Below are 16,027 nucleotides of genomic sequence, written 5' to 3' on the forward strand. Positions count from 1 at the left end.
ACACTGTCCGGTATGAGTTCCGACCGCGGCCCCGTCGTCGGGCGCCGGATCCTGATCGCGCTGCTCGCGCTGGCCGTCCTGGTGCACGCGCGGCTGGTGGCCGTGGTGGGCTCCGCCGCGCCCCTGATCGCCGTGCTCGACGGCGTGGTGGCGATCGCCGCGATCGCGGCACTGGTGCTGGTGATCCGGCGGGCGGACGGACCGGCACTGCTGGCGTCCGCCGTCGCCGGTGGGCTCGGGGTCGCGCTGTTCCTCGTGCCGGGGTTGGTCGTGCTCGCCCAGGGGCAGACCTGGACCGCGTGGCTGGACCCGTGGGCGTTCGGCGCGCTGCTGCTGGACGCGATGGTCGTGCGGATCGCCGTCTTCACGCTCCGAAAGGTCGACGGGACCCCCACCCGCACCTAGTCACCGTGGTGTAAGCCACGGCACCGGAACCGCCGGAACATCTCCGTATCGAAAGCAACAGCGGTCTGCGTTGATCGTTCGTAACCATTGAGATGTGGTCGTGACCAGCGGATATGGCAACTTCCGTTATTTCCGTGTGATAGGTCACGAGGGCCCGGCTTGACCCGATCTCGCACTTTCGGCGACCTTCGATGTCGCTCTCGGCCGTCCCGAGGTCGGAGCGAACACCACAACGCCGGAACCGCCACGCCAGGACGGCCCCGTCCCACGGTTTCCGGGTAGTCGACCTGCTTCGGGCGGGACGGGGCCGCGGGCCGCGAGCGATCTCTCGCGTGAAACCGGACGGCGCTCCCCGCGCGGCCGGCCCGCCCGGAAAGTCGTGGGTCCGGAACCAGGTGAATCAGATGAGCAGCACGCGCATGTCCATCGTTGGGCGTTTTGTCGGAACTCTGACGGCCGGCATCCTGGCGTTCGGGGCTCCGCTCGCCCTGGCCGGGACCGCGAACGCCGCCCCCGAGACCACCGCCGCGGTCACCCCGGCCGCCGCGACCGCCCCGACCCAGTCCGTCTCCACTTCCACGTGGGACAAGCTCGCCAAGTGCGAGTCCGGTGGCGACTGGACCACCAACACCGGCGACGGCTTCTCCGGCGGCCTGCAGTTCACGCCGTCGACCTGGAAGGCCTACGGCGGCAAGGGCAAGCCGCAGAACGCCAGCAAGTCCGAGCAGATCCGCGTCGTGGAGAAGGTGCTCGACGGCCAGGGCTGGGGTGCCTGGCCGGCCTGCTCCAAGAAGCTGGGCCTGGCGTAAGACCCCTGCTGCGACGGGCGGTGACCTCCACGGTCGCCGCCCGTCGTCGTGCGGCAGGACCGTGTGGTCAGGCCGCGCGCAGCCGGGTGACGACGTCGAGGACCAGCGCGGGATCGGCGTCGTACGGCGTGTTCAGCGAGATCCGGTCCACCAGGTCCCCGTAGCCGGAGACCACACCCGCGGCGACCGCGTCCGGTGGGCCGGAGACCGCGAACAGGTCCAGCACGTCGTCGTCGACCAGCCCGGCCATCTCGTCCCAGGCCTGCTGCCGGGAGAGCCTGTTGAGCCGGTCGGCCAGCTCGCCGCGACCGTGGTGCTCCAGCACCGGACGGTACGGCGGCGTCGACGCGTAGAACGCGATCTGCCGGCGCACCCCCGCCTCCGCGGCGGCCCGGGCGTCGGCGTCCGCGCCGAGCACCACGAACACCGGCAGGCAGACGTCGAACCCCGTCAGGTCGTCGGTCCCGCGGCCGCGGCGCAGCGCGGGCAGCGTCACCTCCGCCAGGTACGACGGCGAGGTCAGCGAGTGCGCGAGCAGCCCGTCGGTGACCCGGCCGGCCACCTCCGTCATCCGTTCCCCGACCGCCGCGAGCATCACCGGCGGCGGGCCGTGCGGGTTCGGGCCCGGGGAGAAGAACTCCGTCATCAGGGTGTGCGAGTAGAACTCGCCCTCGTAGCGGAGCCGGTCGCCGGTCGCCCACGCGTCCCAGATCGTCCGCAGGGCACGGACGAAGTCCTCCATCCGGGCCGCGGGCCTGCTCCACGGCATCCCGAACCGGCGCTCGATGTGCGGACGCACCTGCGAGCCGAGGCCGAGGTCGAACCGCCCGCCGGAGACCAGCTGCACGTCGTTGGCCTGGTACGCGAGCGTCATCGGGTTGCGGGCGAACGCGACCGCGATCGCCGACTGCAACCGGATCCGGCTGGTCGCCCGCGCGGCGAGGCCGAGCGCGACGAACGCGTCGTGCGAGGTCTCCGGCACCGAGAGGGTGTCGTAGCCCTCCTTCTCCGCCTCGACGGCGGTCGTCTCGGTCTCGAGCGGACCGGCGGAGAACCCGCCGGTGGTGTCCACGCGCACTAGTGGCTCCTCGTGTCGGGGACGACGCGGTCGAGCCAGGTCAGCAGCTCGGCGACGATCTCGTCGCGGTTCGTCTCGTTGAACACCTCGTGCCGGGCGCCCGGCCAGATCCGCAGCGTCACGTCGTGCATCCCGGCCGCGGCGTAGCGCTCGGTGAGCGGGCGGACCAGCGCGAGGCCCCCGTTCACCGGGTCCTCGTCGCCGACGACGACGTGCACCGGCAGCCCGCCCGGGATCCGCCGGAGCGTTCCGGCGTCGGCGAGCGGCCGCGCGCGCTCGAACATCGCGCGGGTGCCGGGCAGGTCGATGCCGAAGCCACAGCGCGCGTCGCCGACGTAGGCGTCCACCTGGGCGGTGTCGCGGGACAGCCACTCGTAGCCGGTGCGCTGCTCGAACGGCGCGTTGAACGACGACAGGTCCATCGGGACCGAGAGGTCGAGCCCCTGCTCCATCAGGTCCAGCACGGCGGTGCCGGACAGCACCACGGCGTCCGGCGGTGGCGCGTCGGCGACCAGGTACTGCTGCACCGCGAACGAACCCATGCTGTGCCCCAGCAGCACCAGCGGCACCCCGGGCTGCTCCTCGCGGGCCTGCGCGGACAGCACGCCGATGTCGGCGACGAGCTGGTCCCAGCCGTCGTCACCGAGCACGCCGTAGCCCTCCGGCCCGCCCGCGGTGGCGCCGTGACCGCGGTGGTCCTGGGCGTACACGGCGAAGCCGCGACCGGTGAGCGCCGCGGCGAGCGCGACGTAGCGCAGCGCGTGCTCGCCCATCCCGTGCGTCAGCTGGACGATCCCCCGCACCTCCTCCCGGTCGTGGGGGAGCCACCGGTAGGCGGTGACGGCGGTGCCGTCCCGGCCGGAGAAGGTGAAGGTCTCGGTCCCGCTCATGTAGCGCACCGCCTCGTGCGTCGGATCGATCTCGCCGGATCGTCCGTCACGGCGTGACGGACGGTCAATGCTCACCGGGTTCGAACGTGCTGCGCAGCCAGTCGACCGCGCGGGCGCTGAACCCGTCGGCGATCGTGGTGCCGGTGCCCCAGCCGTCGAAACCGTGCGGTGCGCCGGGCACGACGTCGAGGGTCACCGGCACGCCCGCGGCGCGGAGCCGGTCGGCGTAGTCGACGTCCTCGTCGTGGAACAGGTCGACGTCGCCGACCCCGATCCAGGCCGGTGGGAGACCCGCGAGGTCCTCGCGCCGGGCCGGGGCGGCGTACGGCGGCGGGGTCACGGTGCCGGGCGCGTGCCCGAGGTAGCTGCGCCAGCCGACCTCGTTGTTGCGGTTGCTCCACACGCGGTGCCGGGGCAGGTCGAGCTCCCGGCGGGCGGCGGTGCGGTCGTCGAGCATCGGGTAGTAGAGCCACTGCGCGAGCGGTTGCGGTCCCTGCTCGTCGTGCAGCCGCTGCGCGAGGGCCGCGGCCAGGCCGGCCCCGGCGCTCGCCCCTCCGACGACGATCCGGCCCGGGTCGATCCCGAGGTGGGCGGTGTCGTCACGCAGCCGGGTCCAGGCGGCGTGGCAGTCGTCCACCGCGGCGGGGAACGGGTCACCGGGGGCGAGCCGGTAGTCGACCGAGACCACGACCACGCCGAGCTCGGCCGCGAGCGTGCCGCAGCGCTTCTCGTCGATCATCGGTGAGCCGAGGACCAGGCCACCGCCGTGGATCCACAGGAGCGCGCCGCCGGACGCCCGGTGGTCGGGCACGTAGATCCGGACCGGTGGCGGGCCCGGCTCGGTCGTCGTGCGGACGCCGTCGACGGCGACCGGGCGGCCGCGCCGGGACAGGCGCTGCCCGAGCCGCAGCAGCCACGGGAGGTGCAGCGGCAGCGGCGGGACCCGGCGCACGGGGCGCCGGAGCTCCCGGGCGATCCGGTCGGTCGCTGCGGTCCGGTCGGTGCCCACCCGTGTACCTCCCCCGCGACGGCCCGTCCGTCGCCCGTCCGATCATGGCCGAGCCCCCGTCGTCGTGCCCGGCCGTGCACCGGGACCGGGGGCTCAGCTCCAGCTGTCCGGGCGGCGGGCGACCGTGTGGATGTGGTCGACCTCGGCGGCGCCGAGGGCCGGTGCCATCCCGCGCAGCGCGAACACGAGCGCCCCCTCGGTCGCGACGACGACGTCGTCGGGCCAGCGCCGGACCCGCATCGGGGTGCCGACCACCGCGACGACCGGCCGGACCCGCACGTCGGCGGCACCGGGCCCCAGCCGCGGGAGCAGCAGCTCCCGGACCCGCCGGGCCTCCGCACGGGCCCGTGGGATCGCGTCCGTCGCGACACCCGAGACCACCAGGCGGTCGCCGTCGAGGAGGACCGTGCGGTGCCGGTGGTGCCGGGTGTTGATCACGCAGATCCCGGGCGGGCCGATCAGGACGTGGTCGAGGTCGGCCGCGCCGCCGTCGAGCGGGACCGAGTGGAGCACCCGCCAGCGCGGTGGCCTGCCCAGCAGCCGGTCGCGCCGGGTCCGCCCGGTCAGCCGCTCCAGCAGGTGCGCGGTGCGCACCTCACCGTCGGCACCGAGGCGCCAGTTCCGGTCGGGCCGGCCGGCGCTGCGGACGTGGGCGGCCACGTGGCCCGCCCGGCGCCCCGGGTAGTGCTGGGCGAGGTCGAGTGTGCGGGAACGGTCGACGGTGTCGTGGGTCCCGGTCCTGCCTGTCGTGTCCGTCATGGGCGGAGTGTGGACCCGACCCCCGACAGGAACCGGGCCGCGCGGTGGTGGCGCCGGTACCGTCGCGAGGGGGTGGTGGCCGTGGATCCGCGATTCGAGTCGCCGGTCGACCGGGCCGTCCGGGAGGCGGCCGAGCGGGGCGAGTTCGACGACCTGCCCGGCAGGGGCCGCCCGCTGCCGGGCGCCGGGACCACCGGCCCGGTCGACGAGAACTGGTGGGTCCGCGGCTACCTGCGGCGCGAGGGACTCTCCGGCGACGCGCTGCTCCCGCCGTCGGTCCAGCTCCGCAAGGAGCTCGACGGGATCGACGCGGCGGTCGTGCGCTTCGTCGACGAACGCCGGGTCCGCGAGCACGTCGACGAGGTCAACTCCCGGGTCGTCGACTTCATGCGACACCCGATGGGGCCGCGGGTGCCGATCCGGAAGCTCGACGCCGACGAGGTGGTGGCCCGCTGGCGGGCCGGCCGCGCGCCGCGCTGTACCGGACCGGCGGCCGGGGCACCGTCGCCGGCACGCGCCGCCGGCGCCCCGCCGCCCGGCCGCGGGTGGTGGCGCCGCCTGCTGCGGCGCCACTGACCGGGGCGGTGCAGCGGCCTCAGCTGCGTGCCGGGACCCGGGGTGCGAAGTGGCCGGGCGAGGCCAGCGGACGCTCGGTCTCCAGCAACGTCTTGAGTGCCGCGAGGATCGCGGGCCAGCCCTCGCCGACGTCGCGCATGTCCTGGGTGCCCTGCTCGTCCGGGGTGAAGCCGGTGTGGGTGACCTGCAGTTTCACCGCCTCCTCGCCGAACGCCGAGATCCCGAACTCGACGACCGTCGGCGGCCGTCCCGCGGCCTCCTCCGCCCGCCCGGTGAAGGTGTACGAGAGCCGGTGCGGCGGCTCGACGGCGAGGATCCTCCCGATGAAGTCGTCGCGGTCGGGGTGTACGGCCTCGAGCGGGCTGCCGACCTGCCAGTCCGAGGTCAGCTCGGCGCCGCCCCAGTACTGCATCGTGAACTCGGGCGTGGTCAGCGCCCGGAAGACCTGCTCGGGCGTGCTGCGGATGTAGGTCGTGTAGACGTAGGTGCGGTCAGGTGCCTCGGTCATCGTCGTCCTCCAGCGCGGCGCGCAGGGACGTGATCGCCTGCACCCGGCTGCGCTCGAACTTCCCGATCCACCGGTCGTGGATCTCCTGGATGGGCACCGGGTCGAGATGGTGGAGCTTCTCCCGGCCGCGGCGGACGGCGGACACCAGCCCGGCGGACTCCAGCAGTCCGAGGTGCTTGGAGACCGCCTGCCGGCTCATCTCCAGGCCATCGCACAGCTCGCCGAGCGTCTGCCCGCCCCGTTCGTGCAACCGGTCGAGGATCTGCCGCCGGGTCGGGTCCGCGAGGGCCCGGAAGACGGCGTCGACGTCGGTCACGCGGCCAATTATGCAACCAAAAGGTTGCGTGTCAAGCGCGGCGCCACCGGCCCCAGGGTTTCTCCACCGACAGCACCGTCGCGGTCAGCAGCATCACCTGGTGCACCGCCGAGCTCAGGACGAGCGACCAGAGCAGCGACCGGTCGTCCCCCGTCGCGGCGGCCTCGATCCATCCGGTGTTCAGCACGACCGAACCGACGATCACCGTCAGCGCCAGCACGGTCTTCGCGACCACCCAGCGGTACCGGACCAGCCCCCACGGCGTCCCGATGCCGAGGGCGGCCCCGGTCAGGACGGTGCCGACCGCGAAGAACGGGATGATCCCGTTGCCGACCAGCGCCATCGCCGGGACCGCGAAGCCCGCCCCGGCCCCCTGCACCAGCACCGACGCGGGCAGCACGAGCATCACCAGGGACAGGCCGGTCCAGCCGGCGGCGAGCACGACGTGCCCGGTGCGCAGACCGCTCCGTGCCCGGCGGGGCAGCCGCCGGGCCGGTGCGGCGCGGGCGGAGGGGACGGCCGTGGCGGTCACCGGAGCTCCGCGGGGACGGCCTCGTCCGGCGACGGCTCGCGCTCGGCCCGCCGCGAGTGCACGAACAGGATCAGCCCGAGCCAGAACGCGGGCCCGATCGGCATGAACAGCGGAGCCGGGCCGAACACGGCCGCGACCACCAGGAACAGCAGCACGGCGACGGTGATCCCGGCGTGCACGCCGAGGATCCGGCGGGCGCGCGGGGTGAGCGGCCCGCGCCGGGGTCTGCGGGGCTGCGGCGTCGGCGGCAGGCCGGCCAGCAGCGGGACGAGCTGGGCGCGGGTCCGGGCGGCGTAGGCGGCGGCCTGGCGCTCGTCGGCCTCGGCGAGGGTCAGGCGGCCCTCGGCCGCCGCGTGCCGGAGCCGGTCGGTGACGTGCTCGCGTTCGGCGTCGGAGGCGAGGACGGCGTCGTCGCGGGTGCTGGTCGTGGGTGCGGGGACCGCGTCGGTCGTGGTGACCGCCGGGACCTCGTCGGTGGTGTCCGGTGTGGTCGTCATGGCGGCAAGCCTGGCTGCGGGACGTGCCCGCACGCGTCCGTCCGCGGTCGCCGATCCGGCTGCTGCCCGGGTGGCAGGGCGGCGGGCGGGTGTACTCCCCACGGGGTACCTGGCCGGTCACCGCCCGGACGACGCCCACCGCCGGTGTCGCGGTCTACCGTGTCGCCGTGCCCGCCGATCGCCGTCCGCGCTGGTGGGGCGGGGTCGTGCGGACCCTCGTCCTGCCCGCCGTCGTCGCGCTGCTCACCGCCGGTGGGACGGCGTTCGGCGCGGCCCGGCGGGGCGGCTGGGAGTGGTACGGCGGCCCGGTGCTCCCCGGTGGCGGGCCGTCGATCGACGGGCTGGCCGTCGTCCTGCTGGCGATCGGGCCGCTCGCGCTGGTGTTCCGGCGGGCCGACCGGATCGTGGCGCTGGCCGTTGCGGCCGGGGCCGTCGTCGCCTACCTGGGGCTGGGGTACCCGCCGGCCGGCCCGACCGGGCTGGCGCTCGGGGTCGCGATCGTCTCCGCGGTCGCCGCCGGGCTGCACCACCGGGCGCTCGTGGTGGTCGTCGCGGCCGCCGTCGTGCTGGTCGGCTGGGTGCTGCTGAGCGGACGGCCGGTGCCGTGGACCGCGGGTGGTCCGGTCCTCGCCTGGCTGCTGGCGCTGTTCGCGGTGGGCGCGCTGTGGCGGGTCCGCCGGGAGCGCATGGAGCAGGCCCGCCGCGCGGCCGAGGAGCAGCGCCGCCGCCGGGCGGGCGAGGAGCGGCTGCGGATCGCGCAGGAACTGCACGACGTGCTCGGTCACCACGTCTCGCTGATCAACGTGCAGGCCGGGGTGGCGCTGTTCCTGATGGACGACGACCCGGAGCAGGCCCGGACCGCGCTCACCGAGATCAAGCGGGCCAGCCGCGACCTGCTCCGCGAGATGCGCTCGACGCTGGGCGTGCTGCGCGCCGTCGACGAGGAGGCACCCCGGCTGCCGACCCCGGGCCTGGACCGGCTGGACGCGCTGCTCGACGAGGTCCGCGCCGCCGGGCTGCCGGTCGACCGGCGCACCGAGGGCGAGCCCCGGCCGCTGCCGACCGGCGTCGACCTGGCCGCCTACCGGATCGTGCAGGAGTCGCTGACCAACACCCGCCGGCACGCGGGGGCCGCGGCCGCCGTCGTCACGCTGCGGTTCCCGGCCGGCGAGCTGGAGCTGACCGTCGACGACGACGGCACCGGCCCCGCCGGGGACGCGGTCGAGGGGACCGGACTGACCGGCATGCGGGAACGGGCCCGGTCGGTCGGCGGCACGCTCGACGCGGGCCCCGGGCCGGAGCGCGGGTTCCGGGTGCACGCCCGGCTCCCCGCCGCGCCGCTCGGCGAGCCGGACGGCGACGGCGCCGTCGGAGCCGGGAGGGTGGACGCGTGATCCGCGTGCTGCTGGCCGACGACCAGGCCCTCGTCCGCTCCGGGTTCCGGGCGCTGCTCGGCTCCCAGCCCGATCTCGAGGTCGTCGCCGAGGCCGGGGACGGCGCGGAGGCACTCGCCGCCGCCCGGGCCCAGGCGCCCGACGTCGTGCTGATGGACATCCGGATGCCCGGCACCGACGGCCTCACCGCCACCCGGGAGATCACCGGCGACCCGGGCCTGAGCGGGACGAGGGTGATCGTCCTGACGACCTTCACCGACGACTCGTACGTGTTCGAGGCGATCCGTGGCGGCGCCAGCGGGTTCCTGGTGAAGGACTCCGAACCGGCCGACCTGATCCACGCGATCCGGATCGTGCACGGCGGCGAGGCGCTGCTCGCGCCGGCCGTGACCCGCACCCTGATCGCCGAGTTCGCCGCCCGGAGCCGCGGCGGCCCGGCCGCGTCGCCCCGGCTGGACGCGCTCACCGAACGGGAGCGCGAGGTGCTCGCCGAGGTCGCCGCCGGACTGTCCAACGACGAGATCGCCGGCCGCCTGCACATGAGCCCGACGACGGCGAAGACGCACGTCAGCCGCACGATGACGAAGCTCGGTGCGCGGGACCGCGCCCAGCTCGTGGTGGTGGCCTACGAGTCGGGGCTGGTCCGGCCGGGCTGGACCGGGTGAGGGTGCGAGGATCCCGGGGGTGACCTCCACGACGACGGTGTTCGTGTTCAACGGCCCGAACCTGAACCTCCTCGGCACCCGCAAGCCCGAGGTGTACGGCACCACCGTGCTCGCCGACGTCGAGGCGCTGTGCCGCCGCAGCGCCGGCGACCACGGCCTCGCGCTGGACTTCCGGCAGACCAACCACGAGGGCACCCTCGTCGACTGGATCCACGAGGCCGGGAGCGCGGTCAAGCGTGGTGAGGCGCTCGGGCTGGTGCTGAACGCGGCCGCCTACACCCACACGTCGGTCGCGCTGCACGACGCGATCGAGGGCACCGAGCTCCCGACCGTCGAGGTGCACATCTCGAACGTGCACGGCCGGGAGACCTTCCGGCACCACTCGTACGTCTCGCCCGTCGCGACCGGGATCGTCGTCGGCTTCGGCATCGACGGGTACGCACTGGCCATCGACGGCCTGGTCCGGAAGGCCCGGCCGCTGCGGTCGGTCTGAGGCGGGCGCGCCCACGGTCCGGACGCGGGACCGGGCCGCCGCACCCCCTCGTGTGCGACGGCCCGGACGCCCGGCTCAGCCCTCCATGGCCGACGGGTCCATCCAGACGAACTCCCAGCGGTGACCGTCCGGGTCGTCGACGCTGCGGCCGTACATGAACCCGTGGTCCTGGGTCTCGCCGCCCTGCGTCCCGCCGGCGGCCAGGCCGGCGTCGGCGATGCGGTCGACCTCCTCGCGGCTCTCCGCCCCGAGGGCGTTGATCACCTCGCGGGCGGTGCCCGCGTCGGCCACCGACGACTGCTTGGTGAACTCCGCGAACCGCTTCTCGGTCATGACCATCGCGACGATCGCGTCGCTGATCACGAACGAGGCGGTCTGCTCGTCGGAGAACTGTTCGTTGAGCGTGAACCCGAGCGCGGCGTAGAACGCCTTCGAGGCGTCCAGGTCGCTCGCCGGCAGGTTGACGAAGATCATGTTCGGCATCGGGGGCTCCTGGGATGTGCTGTGGCGCCGGGGTTCCGGTGCCGTTCGAAAGGGGAGACCGGGTCGCTCCCGGGAACTCATCGGGCGGCCTCAGGATTTTTCCGGGCGGTCCGGCAGGATCGGGGGCATGACCGATCGGAACGCAGGCGGAGCGAGCACCGGCACCGTGAAGTGGGGGATCGTCGGGCCCGGCCGGATCGCCGACAGCGTCGCACCGGACTTCGCGCACGTCCCCGGCGCCGAGCTGGTGGCGGTCGCGTCCCGGTCGGCCGAACGCGGCGAGGCGTTCGCCCGCAGGCACGGGATCGAGCGCGTCCACACCGGATACCGGGCGATCCTCGACGACCCCGGCGTCGACGTCCTCTACGTCGCCACCCCGCACCCGCAGCACCGGGCGATGGCGCTGGCGGCGCTGGAGGCCGGGAAGGCGATCATGGTGGAGAAGGCCTTCACGGTCAGCTCCGTGGGCACCCGTGAGGTCGCCGCGGCGGCCCGCAACCACGGCGTCTTCGCGATGGAGGCGATGTGGACCCGGTTCTTCCCGGCCGTCGTCCGGCTGCGGGAGCTGGTCGCGGAGGGCGCGATCGGTGAGGTCCGCTCGGTGCAGGCCGACCTCGGCGTCCGGAACCGGACCGCCGCCGACGACCGGTTCTTCTCGCCCGAGCTGGGCGGCGGTGCGCTGTTCGACCTGGGTGTCTACGTGATCTCGTTCGCCCAGATGCTGCTCGGCAGCCCCTCCGAGATCGCCGCGAGCGGTGCGCTCGCCCCGACGGGCGTCGACCTCGAGGAGTCGATCCTGCTGGGCTGGCCGGACGGCCGCAGCGCCGCACTGCAGGTCAGCCTGCAGTGCGCGATGCCCGGCTCGGCCCGGGTCATCGGGACCGAGGGCTGGATCGAGGTGCCGCCGCGGTTCCACCACCCGGACCGGATCGTCGTGCACCGGCACGGGGCCGACCCGGAGGAGATCGTGCTGCCCGCCACCGGGCGCGGGTACGCGCACGAGATCGAGGAGGTGACCCGCCGGGTCGCCGCCGGCGAGACGGAGAGCCCGGTGATGCCGCTGGCGGACACCGTCGCCGTGCAGGACGTGATGGCCGCCGTGGCCGACCGGATCGGGATGGTGCCGGAGGAGGGGCCGGCCACGCTGTGAGGCCGTGCCGTCGCAGCTCGTTGCTGTGAGCTAACAGTCGGGTGCAAGACCTTTACCTCGTGCAAACCAGCGAGTAAACCGGGCCCGGTGACCGACCTCACCACACCACCAGAGGGCCGGGAGAAGACCTTTCTCGGCCACCCCACACAACTCGGGACGCTGTTCGGCGTCGAGATGTGGGAGCGCTTCTCCTTCTACGGCATGCAGGGGATCCTGCTGTACTACATGTACTTCGCCGTGACCGAGGGCGGACTCGGGATCGACCAGGGCACGGCGGCCGGGATCGTCGGCGCCTACGGCGGGACGGTCTACCTCTCCACGATCGTCGCTGCCTGGGTCGCGGACCGGATGTTCGGACCCGAGCGGGTCCTCTTCGGAAGCGCGCTCTCGGTGATGGCCGGGCACATCGCCCTGGCCCTGGTCCCCGGCGCCACCGGGCTCGCCATCGGCCTCGTCCTGGTCGCCTTCGGCAGCGGCGGGGTCAAGGCCAACGCCTCCACGATCCTCGCCACCCTCTACGGCCCGGGCGACGACCGCCGCGACGCCGGCTTCTCGATCTTCTACCTCGGCGTGAACATCGGTGCCTTCACCGGTCCGCTGCTGACCGACGGCCTCCGCGTGGTCTGGGGTTTCCACCTCGGTTTCGGTCTGGCCGCCATCGGTATGGCGCTCGGCCTGGTCCAGTACTGGTTCAACCGACGCAAGCTCCCCGCCACGGGCTGGGTGGTCCCCAACCCGCTCCCGGCGGCCGCCCGCAGCCGGGTCCTGGTCGGCGCCGTCCTGGTGCTGGCTGCGATCGCGGTCCTCGTCGCGACCGACGTCATCACCGCGGACCGGCTGAAGTGGATCGTGTTCGGCATCGTGGTGGTCGCGACGATCAGCTACTTCACGCTGATGCTCTCGAGCCCCAGGGTGGAGCGGATCGAGCGGCGACGCGTCCTGGCGTTCCTGCCGATGTGGATCGCCAGTGCGGTGTTCTGGGCGATCTTCCAGCAGATCTTCACGGTGCTGGCGATCTACTCGGAGGAGCGGCTCGACCGGTCGATCTTCGGGATCTTCGAGATGCCCCCGGCCTGGAGCCAGTCCATCGAGCCGGTCTTCGTGATCCTGCTGGCAGGCGTCTACGCGACGGTCTGGACGAAGCTCGGGCCGCGACAGCCGTCCTCCCCGATGAAGATGGCGATCGGCACCGTGGTCGTCGGACTCGCCTTCCTGCTGTTCGTGCCGTTCGCCGGGACAGGGCCGAACGGGACCCCGCTGCTCGCCCTCGTGGTCATCCTGCTGGTCTTCTGCCTGGCGGAGCTGTTCACCTCGCCCGTCGGCCAGTCGCTGTCGACGAAGCTCGCTCCGCAGGCGTTCCAGACCCAGATGGTGGCCCTGTTCTTCCTCTCGGTCTCGATGGGCACCGTGATGTCCGGCCTGCTCGCCGAGCTCTACACCGCGGACAACGAGGTGGCCTACTTCGGGATCACCGGTGTGGCCGCGATCGTCGTCGGGATCGTCGTCATGGCCACCGTCCCGAAGCTCAAGGTGCTCATGGAAGGCGTGCGCTGAGCACCCTTCTCGAACGCCGGTTCGAGCTGTCCCCAGCTGTGTGCACACCTGTGGGCAACTCGGCCTGCCTGTGGACGGACCGGGATCACCGGCGGCGGGTACGACGGACCGAGGGCCGGTCCATCCCGTCGCCGGTCATCTCCCGGGCGACCCGTACGACGTGCGCCCGGACGTCCGGTTGCTGGTCGGCGATCCGCATCGCGAGCAGTTCGAGGACCGACGCGAGACCGAAGGCCATCTCCGGGCGGGCCAGCCCGGCGTAGTGCGCCTGCACCGCCTCGTGCCGCAGCCGCGCGGCGGCCGCGAGCACGGTCTCGCGGTCGGTGCGCAGGGCCGCGAGCCGGCGTCGTTCGTGGGCGTTCATGCTCCCCCGGGGTCGGGCTGGCGCTGCCGGAGCAGCCGGTCCGCCCGGGGGAGCGGGCGCGGGACCAGCCTGCCTCCCGCGCCCGTCCCGCGGCCAGGGGTGTCCCCGAGATGTCGCACACATGTTCGACTCAGAGGTACGACAGCACCACGCCGAGTACCGACAGGGTGCCCCGGACGTGGTTCGCGCGGGTCCACCGCGGGACGAACGCCGCCCACTCCCCGCCACGTTCCAGGGCGTCGTTGAGCGGGATGTTCACCGCCGCCGTCACGACGAACCCGGCGAGGACGGCGATCCCGGCCCCGATCCGCAGCGGCGCCCCGGTGAGCACCCCCGTCACCAGCACGGCCGCCGCCGCGACCGCGGTGCCCAGGAACAGCACGAGGAAGACCGGGTTGACGATCGCCCGGTTCACCGCGCGCATCACCGCGGCCGCCTCCTGCTCCGGCCTGCGGCGCAGCGCGGGCAGCACCGCGACCGAGAACGCCAGGTAGACGCCACCGAGCAGGCCCGCGCCGGTCGCGGCGACGGCGTCGAGCGGGCTCACGACGCGATCCCCTTCGCCCACTCCTCCACGGTCAGGGCGTCCCCGGCGCCGGGGCGGGGGCCGTGCGCACGCACCCGGCCCTCGTTGAACGCGCGGTGCATCGCCACGTGCAGCCGGGCGGAGTCCGCCGGGAACCCGGCCTGCCGCAGGACCTGCTCCATCTCGTCGTCGGGGAGGCGGACGTAGGACAGGTCCGGCATCCCCAGTGCCGGGCCGAGCGCGGCGACGACCTCGGGCACCGTCCGGTCCGCCGCGCCCTGCACCTCCACGATCTCCGGGGCGTCCGCGTCGAGCAGCGCCGCCGCAGCGGCCCGGCCGACGTCGCGGGTCGCCACCATCGGCAGCGCGACGCCCGGGTCGATCGTGTCGGCGTGCACTCCGTGCGCCCGCATCGCGCCGGCCGCGGCGAGGAACGTCTCGAGGAAGAGGCCGGGCCGAATCCGGGTGACGCGGGCGCCGAGCGTCGCGAGCCGGGCCTCCTGGTCGTGCAGGGTGCCGAGGTACCCGGTCGCGGAGAGGTCCGGCCCGCCGGGGACCTCCGCGCCGAGCGAGCTCAGCGCGACCACCCGCGGCACCCCGCTGTCGCGCAGCCCGGCGACGACGGACTCCCCGAGCCGTGCCTGGTGCGCCGCGTAGCCGGGCTCGGTGACGTCCAGCGGGAGCAGGACGAAGGCGGCGGCCGCCCCGTCGAACGCGCGGCGCAGGAACGCCGGGTCGCCCATGTCGCCGCGGAAACCCGCGCCGCGGGAGACCGCGCGGACCTCCACCCCGGCCGCGGACAGCTCCCGGACGACCTGCGAGCCCACGTTCCCGGTCGCGCCCAGAACGGTGATCATGACGTGCTCCTCTCGTCGGTGTCCGTCCACGATCACCGCGATCTTCCGGACGCAGAATCCCCAGCTGTCCACAATCGTTGCTCGAACGTCCACACCTGGGGACGGATTGTGGATGAACTGTCATGCTGTCCCGGTGTCCGCCGCGCCGCCGTTCCCGGTCGCCGACCCGCTCGGCGAGGCGCTGCACGTCCTGCGCATGGACGGCGTCTTCTACTGCCGCTCCGAGCTGGGCGAGCCGTGGGGCATGACGCTGCCCGCGACGCCGGGCTGCCTCTGGTTCCACGTCGTCACCTCCGGCGGCGGACGGCTGACGGTCGCCGGCGACGGCGCGGAGCAGGCGCTGCGGCCGGGGGAGCTGGTCGTCGTCCCGCACGGGACGGGGCACGCGCTGCGGAGCGCCCCCGGCGTCCTCGCCCCGGACATCCGGTCCATCCCGCACCCGGTGATCGGCGGCCGCTACGGGCTGCTCCGGCACGGCGGCGACGGCCCGGTGACGCGGATGGTGTGCGGGGCGCTGCGGTTCGGGCATCCCGCCGCCCGCGATCTCGTCGACCGGCTCCCGGAGCTGTTCCGGATCGAACCGTCGCCACTCGGTGACCGGGTGCAGGACACGCTGCGGCTGCTCGCCGCCGAGGTCGAGGACGGTGGCCCCGGCAGCGACGCGGTGATCACGCGGCTGGCCGACGTGCTCGTCCTCCAGGCGGTGCGTGGCCGGCTGGAGCGCGACCCGGCGGCGCGCACGGGCTGGCTCGGCGCGCTCGCCGACGACCGGATCGGCCGCGCGCTCGCCGCCGTGCACCGCGAGCCCGAGCGGGACTGGACGGTCGCGTCCCTCGCGGCGACGGCGGCGATGTCCCGCTCGGCGTTCGCGGCCCGGTTCACCGAGCTGGTCGGCGAACCCGTGATGGCGTACGTGACCCGGTGGCGGATGCAGGCCGCCGTCGACGTGCTGTCAGGGGGTGATGCCACAGTGGCCCAGACCGCGCACCGGTTCGGCTACCGCTCCGAGGCGGCGTTCACCCGGGCCTTCGCGCGGGTGGTCGGGGAACCGGCCGGGCAGGTGCGGCGCCGGGCGGCGACCCGCGGTCCCGCGGGGCTCGAGCTCCTCGCCGGCCCGGTCTGATGCCACACCGGGGGTGTCGTACACATGTTCGATGCAGGG

At 74.1% G+C, this 16,027-nt stretch carries 21 protein-coding genes; 9 read left to right on the forward strand and 12 right to left on the reverse strand.

Annotated features, from left to right (window positions below; all coding sequences use genetic code 11):
- Positions 1-12: 12 nt before the first annotated feature.
- Positions 13-405 carry a hypothetical protein gene (locus AD017_RS14525; protein ID WP_010241473.1) on the forward strand — a complete coding sequence of 131 codons (393 nt, stop codon included), beginning with the start codon at positions 13-15 and terminating at the stop codon, positions 403-405.
- Positions 406-809: 404 nt separating this feature from the next.
- Positions 810-1,214, forward strand: coding sequence for a transglycosylase family protein (locus tag AD017_RS14530; RefSeq protein WP_369821675.1), 405 nt, complete (start codon positions 810-812; stop codon positions 1,212-1,214).
- A gap of 67 nt (positions 1,215-1,281) precedes the next feature.
- On the opposite strand, the gene AD017_RS14535 is transcribed toward AD017_RS14530, so the two are convergent.
- From AD017_RS14535 to AD017_RS14550, 4 genes are all read right to left on the reverse strand, one after another.
- Positions 1,282-2,292 (reverse strand): TIGR03617 family F420-dependent LLM class oxidoreductase, encoded by a 1,011-nt coding sequence (locus AD017_RS14535; protein WP_060574542.1) that lies wholly within the window; start codon positions 2,290-2,292, stop codon positions 1,282-1,284.
- Entirely contained in the window at positions 2,292-3,182 is an 891-nt protein-coding gene (locus AD017_RS14540) for an alpha/beta fold hydrolase (RefSeq protein ID WP_060576401.1), read from the reverse strand. The genes AD017_RS14535 and AD017_RS14540 overlap by 1 nt, the downstream gene beginning before the upstream one ends.
- A gap of 64 nt (positions 3,183-3,246) precedes the next feature.
- The gene (locus AD017_RS14545) at positions 3,247-4,191 is read right to left on the reverse strand and encodes an alpha/beta hydrolase (RefSeq protein ID WP_060574543.1); all 945 of its coding nucleotides are present in this window, start codon (positions 4,189-4,191) and stop codon (positions 3,247-3,249) included.
- Between the two features lie 93 nt (positions 4,192-4,284).
- A complete protein-coding gene (locus tag AD017_RS14550) occupies positions 4,285-4,950 on the reverse strand; it encodes a nuclease-related domain-containing protein (RefSeq protein WP_010241465.1) in 666 nt (221 codons plus the stop codon).
- A gap of 81 nt (positions 4,951-5,031) precedes the next feature.
- On the opposite strand from AD017_RS14550, the gene AD017_RS14555 reads away from it, so the two are divergent.
- Positions 5,032-5,526, forward strand: coding sequence for a DUF1992 domain-containing protein (locus tag AD017_RS14555; RefSeq protein ID WP_227012750.1), 495 nt, complete (start codon positions 5,032-5,034; stop codon positions 5,524-5,526).
- A 19-nt stretch (positions 5,527-5,545) separates the two neighbouring features.
- On the opposite strand, the gene AD017_RS14560 is transcribed toward AD017_RS14555, so the two are convergent.
- The 4 genes from AD017_RS14560 to AD017_RS14575 are packed head-to-tail and all read right to left on the reverse strand — an operon-like array spanning position 5,546 to position 7,379.
- A complete protein-coding gene (locus tag AD017_RS14560; RefSeq protein WP_010235556.1) occupies positions 5,546-6,034 on the reverse strand; it encodes an SRPBCC family protein in 489 nt (162 codons plus the stop codon).
- On the reverse strand, positions 6,018-6,350 hold the full coding sequence (locus AD017_RS14565; RefSeq protein ID WP_060574544.1) for a helix-turn-helix transcriptional regulator: 333 nt from the start codon (positions 6,348-6,350) through the stop codon (positions 6,018-6,020). Before AD017_RS14565 ends, AD017_RS14560 begins: the two co-directional genes overlap by 17 nt.
- Positions 6,351-6,381: 31 nt before the next feature.
- Positions 6,382-6,882, reverse strand: a complete 501-nt coding sequence (locus tag AD017_RS14570) for a hypothetical protein (protein ID WP_060574545.1) — start codon at positions 6,880-6,882, stop codon at positions 6,382-6,384.
- The gene (locus AD017_RS14575; RefSeq protein ID WP_060574546.1) at positions 6,879-7,379 is read right to left on the reverse strand and encodes a DUF1707 domain-containing protein; all 501 of its coding nucleotides are present in this window, start codon (positions 7,377-7,379) and stop codon (positions 6,879-6,881) included. Before AD017_RS14575 ends, AD017_RS14570 begins: the two co-directional genes overlap by 4 nt.
- Before the next feature lie 167 nt (positions 7,380-7,546).
- Here AD017_RS14575 and AD017_RS14580 point away from each other — a divergent pair, with 167 nt between their 5' ends.
- Genes AD017_RS14580 through aroQ form a run of 3 tightly spaced genes read left to right on the forward strand, consistent with a single transcriptional unit; the run spans position 7,547 to position 9,931 of the window.
- Positions 7,547-8,773 carry a sensor histidine kinase gene (locus tag AD017_RS14580; protein ID WP_145982761.1) on the forward strand — a complete coding sequence of 409 codons (1,227 nt, stop codon included), beginning with the start codon at positions 7,547-7,549 and terminating at the stop codon, positions 8,771-8,773.
- Positions 8,770-9,438 (forward strand): response regulator transcription factor, encoded by a 669-nt coding sequence (locus AD017_RS14585; protein ID WP_060574548.1) that lies wholly within the window; start codon positions 8,770-8,772, stop codon positions 9,436-9,438. Before AD017_RS14580 ends, AD017_RS14585 begins: the two co-directional genes overlap by 4 nt.
- 19 nt (positions 9,439-9,457) lie before the next feature.
- Positions 9,458-9,931 carry a type II 3-dehydroquinate dehydratase gene (gene aroQ / locus AD017_RS14590; RefSeq protein WP_010243642.1) on the forward strand — a complete coding sequence of 158 codons (474 nt, stop codon included), beginning with the start codon at positions 9,458-9,460 and terminating at the stop codon, positions 9,929-9,931.
- A gap of 75 nt (positions 9,932-10,006) precedes the next feature.
- On the opposite strand, the gene AD017_RS14595 is transcribed toward aroQ, so the two are convergent.
- Positions 10,007-10,414 (reverse strand): VOC family protein, encoded by a 408-nt coding sequence (locus AD017_RS14595; protein WP_060574549.1) that lies wholly within the window; start codon positions 10,412-10,414, stop codon positions 10,007-10,009.
- Between the two features lie 127 nt (positions 10,415-10,541).
- Here AD017_RS14595 and AD017_RS14600 point away from each other — a divergent pair, with 127 nt between their 5' ends.
- The gene (locus tag AD017_RS14600) at positions 10,542-11,564 is read left to right on the forward strand and encodes a Gfo/Idh/MocA family protein (RefSeq protein ID WP_060574550.1); all 1,023 of its coding nucleotides are present in this window, start codon (positions 10,542-10,544) and stop codon (positions 11,562-11,564) included.
- A 174-nt stretch (positions 11,565-11,738) separates the two neighbouring features.
- A complete protein-coding gene (locus tag AD017_RS14605; RefSeq protein WP_010243639.1) occupies positions 11,739-13,118 on the forward strand; it encodes an oligopeptide:H+ symporter in 1,380 nt (459 codons plus the stop codon).
- Between the two features lie 85 nt (positions 13,119-13,203).
- Here AD017_RS14605 and AD017_RS14610 read toward each other — a convergent pair whose 3' ends face one another.
- The 3 genes from AD017_RS14610 to AD017_RS14620 all read right to left on the reverse strand — a co-directional run bounded on the left by AD017_RS14610 (position 13,204) and on the right by AD017_RS14620 (position 14,865).
- The gene (locus tag AD017_RS14610; protein ID WP_060574551.1) at positions 13,204-13,482 is read right to left on the reverse strand and encodes a hypothetical protein; all 279 of its coding nucleotides are present in this window, start codon (positions 13,480-13,482) and stop codon (positions 13,204-13,206) included.
- Between the two features lie 130 nt (positions 13,483-13,612).
- Positions 13,613-14,029 carry an anthrone oxygenase family protein gene (locus AD017_RS14615; protein WP_060574552.1) on the reverse strand — a complete coding sequence of 139 codons (417 nt, stop codon included), beginning with the start codon at positions 14,027-14,029 and terminating at the stop codon, positions 13,613-13,615.
- The gene (locus tag AD017_RS14620) at positions 14,026-14,865 is read right to left on the reverse strand and encodes an NmrA family NAD(P)-binding protein (RefSeq protein ID WP_145982762.1); all 840 of its coding nucleotides are present in this window, start codon (positions 14,863-14,865) and stop codon (positions 14,026-14,028) included. Before AD017_RS14620 ends, AD017_RS14615 begins: the two co-directional genes overlap by 4 nt.
- Before the next feature lie 133 nt (positions 14,866-14,998).
- Between AD017_RS14620 and AD017_RS14625 the strand changes: the two genes are divergently transcribed.
- Positions 14,999-15,988, forward strand: a complete 990-nt coding sequence (locus AD017_RS14625) for an AraC family transcriptional regulator (protein ID WP_145982848.1) — start codon at positions 14,999-15,001, stop codon at positions 15,986-15,988.
- The last annotated feature ends 39 nt before the right edge of the window (positions 15,989-16,027 follow it).

This window comes from Pseudonocardia sp. EC080619-01, assembly GCF_001420995.1.
Classification (GTDB): domain Bacteria; phylum Actinomycetota; class Actinomycetes; order Mycobacteriales; family Pseudonocardiaceae; genus Pseudonocardia.

Bases quoted from the DNA above. Each gene is read 5' to 3' on its own strand.
- AD017_RS14530 (WP_369821675.1), top strand. From the start codon at position 810: ATGAGCAGCACGCGCATGTCCATCGTTGGGCGTTTTGTCGGAACTCTG.
- AD017_RS14540 (WP_060576401.1), bottom strand. From the start codon at position 3,182: ATGAGCGGGACCGAGACCTTCACCTTCTCCGGCCGGGACGGCACCGCC.
- AD017_RS14600 (WP_060574550.1), top strand. From the start codon at position 10,542: ATGACCGATCGGAACGCAGGCGGAGCGAGCACCGGCACCGTGAAGTGG.
- AD017_RS14620 (WP_145982762.1), bottom strand. From the start codon at position 14,865: ATGATCACCGTTCTGGGCGCGACCGGGAACGTGGGCTCGCAGGTCGTC.
- AD017_RS14605 (WP_010243639.1), top strand. From the start codon at position 11,739: ATGTGGGAGCGCTTCTCCTTCTACGGCATGCAGGGGATCCTGCTGTAC.
- AD017_RS14550 (WP_010241465.1), bottom strand. From the start codon at position 4,950: ATGACGGACACGACAGGCAGGACCGGGACCCACGACACCGTCGACCGT.
- AD017_RS14610 (WP_060574551.1), bottom strand. From the start codon at position 13,482: ATGAACGCCCACGAACGACGCCGGCTCGCGGCCCTGCGCACCGACCGC.
- AD017_RS14525 (WP_010241473.1), top strand. From the start codon at position 13: ATGAGTTCCGACCGCGGCCCCGTCGTCGGGCGCCGGATCCTGATCGCG.
- AD017_RS14575 (WP_060574546.1), bottom strand. From the start codon at position 7,379: ATGACGACCACACCGGACACCACCGACGAGGTCCCGGCGGTCACCACG.
- AD017_RS14595 (WP_060574549.1), bottom strand. From the start codon at position 10,414: ATGCCGAACATGATCTTCGTCAACCTGCCGGCGAGCGACCTGGACGCC.
- AD017_RS14560 (WP_010235556.1), bottom strand. From the start codon at position 6,034: ATGACCGAGGCACCTGACCGCACCTACGTCTACACGACCTACATCCGC.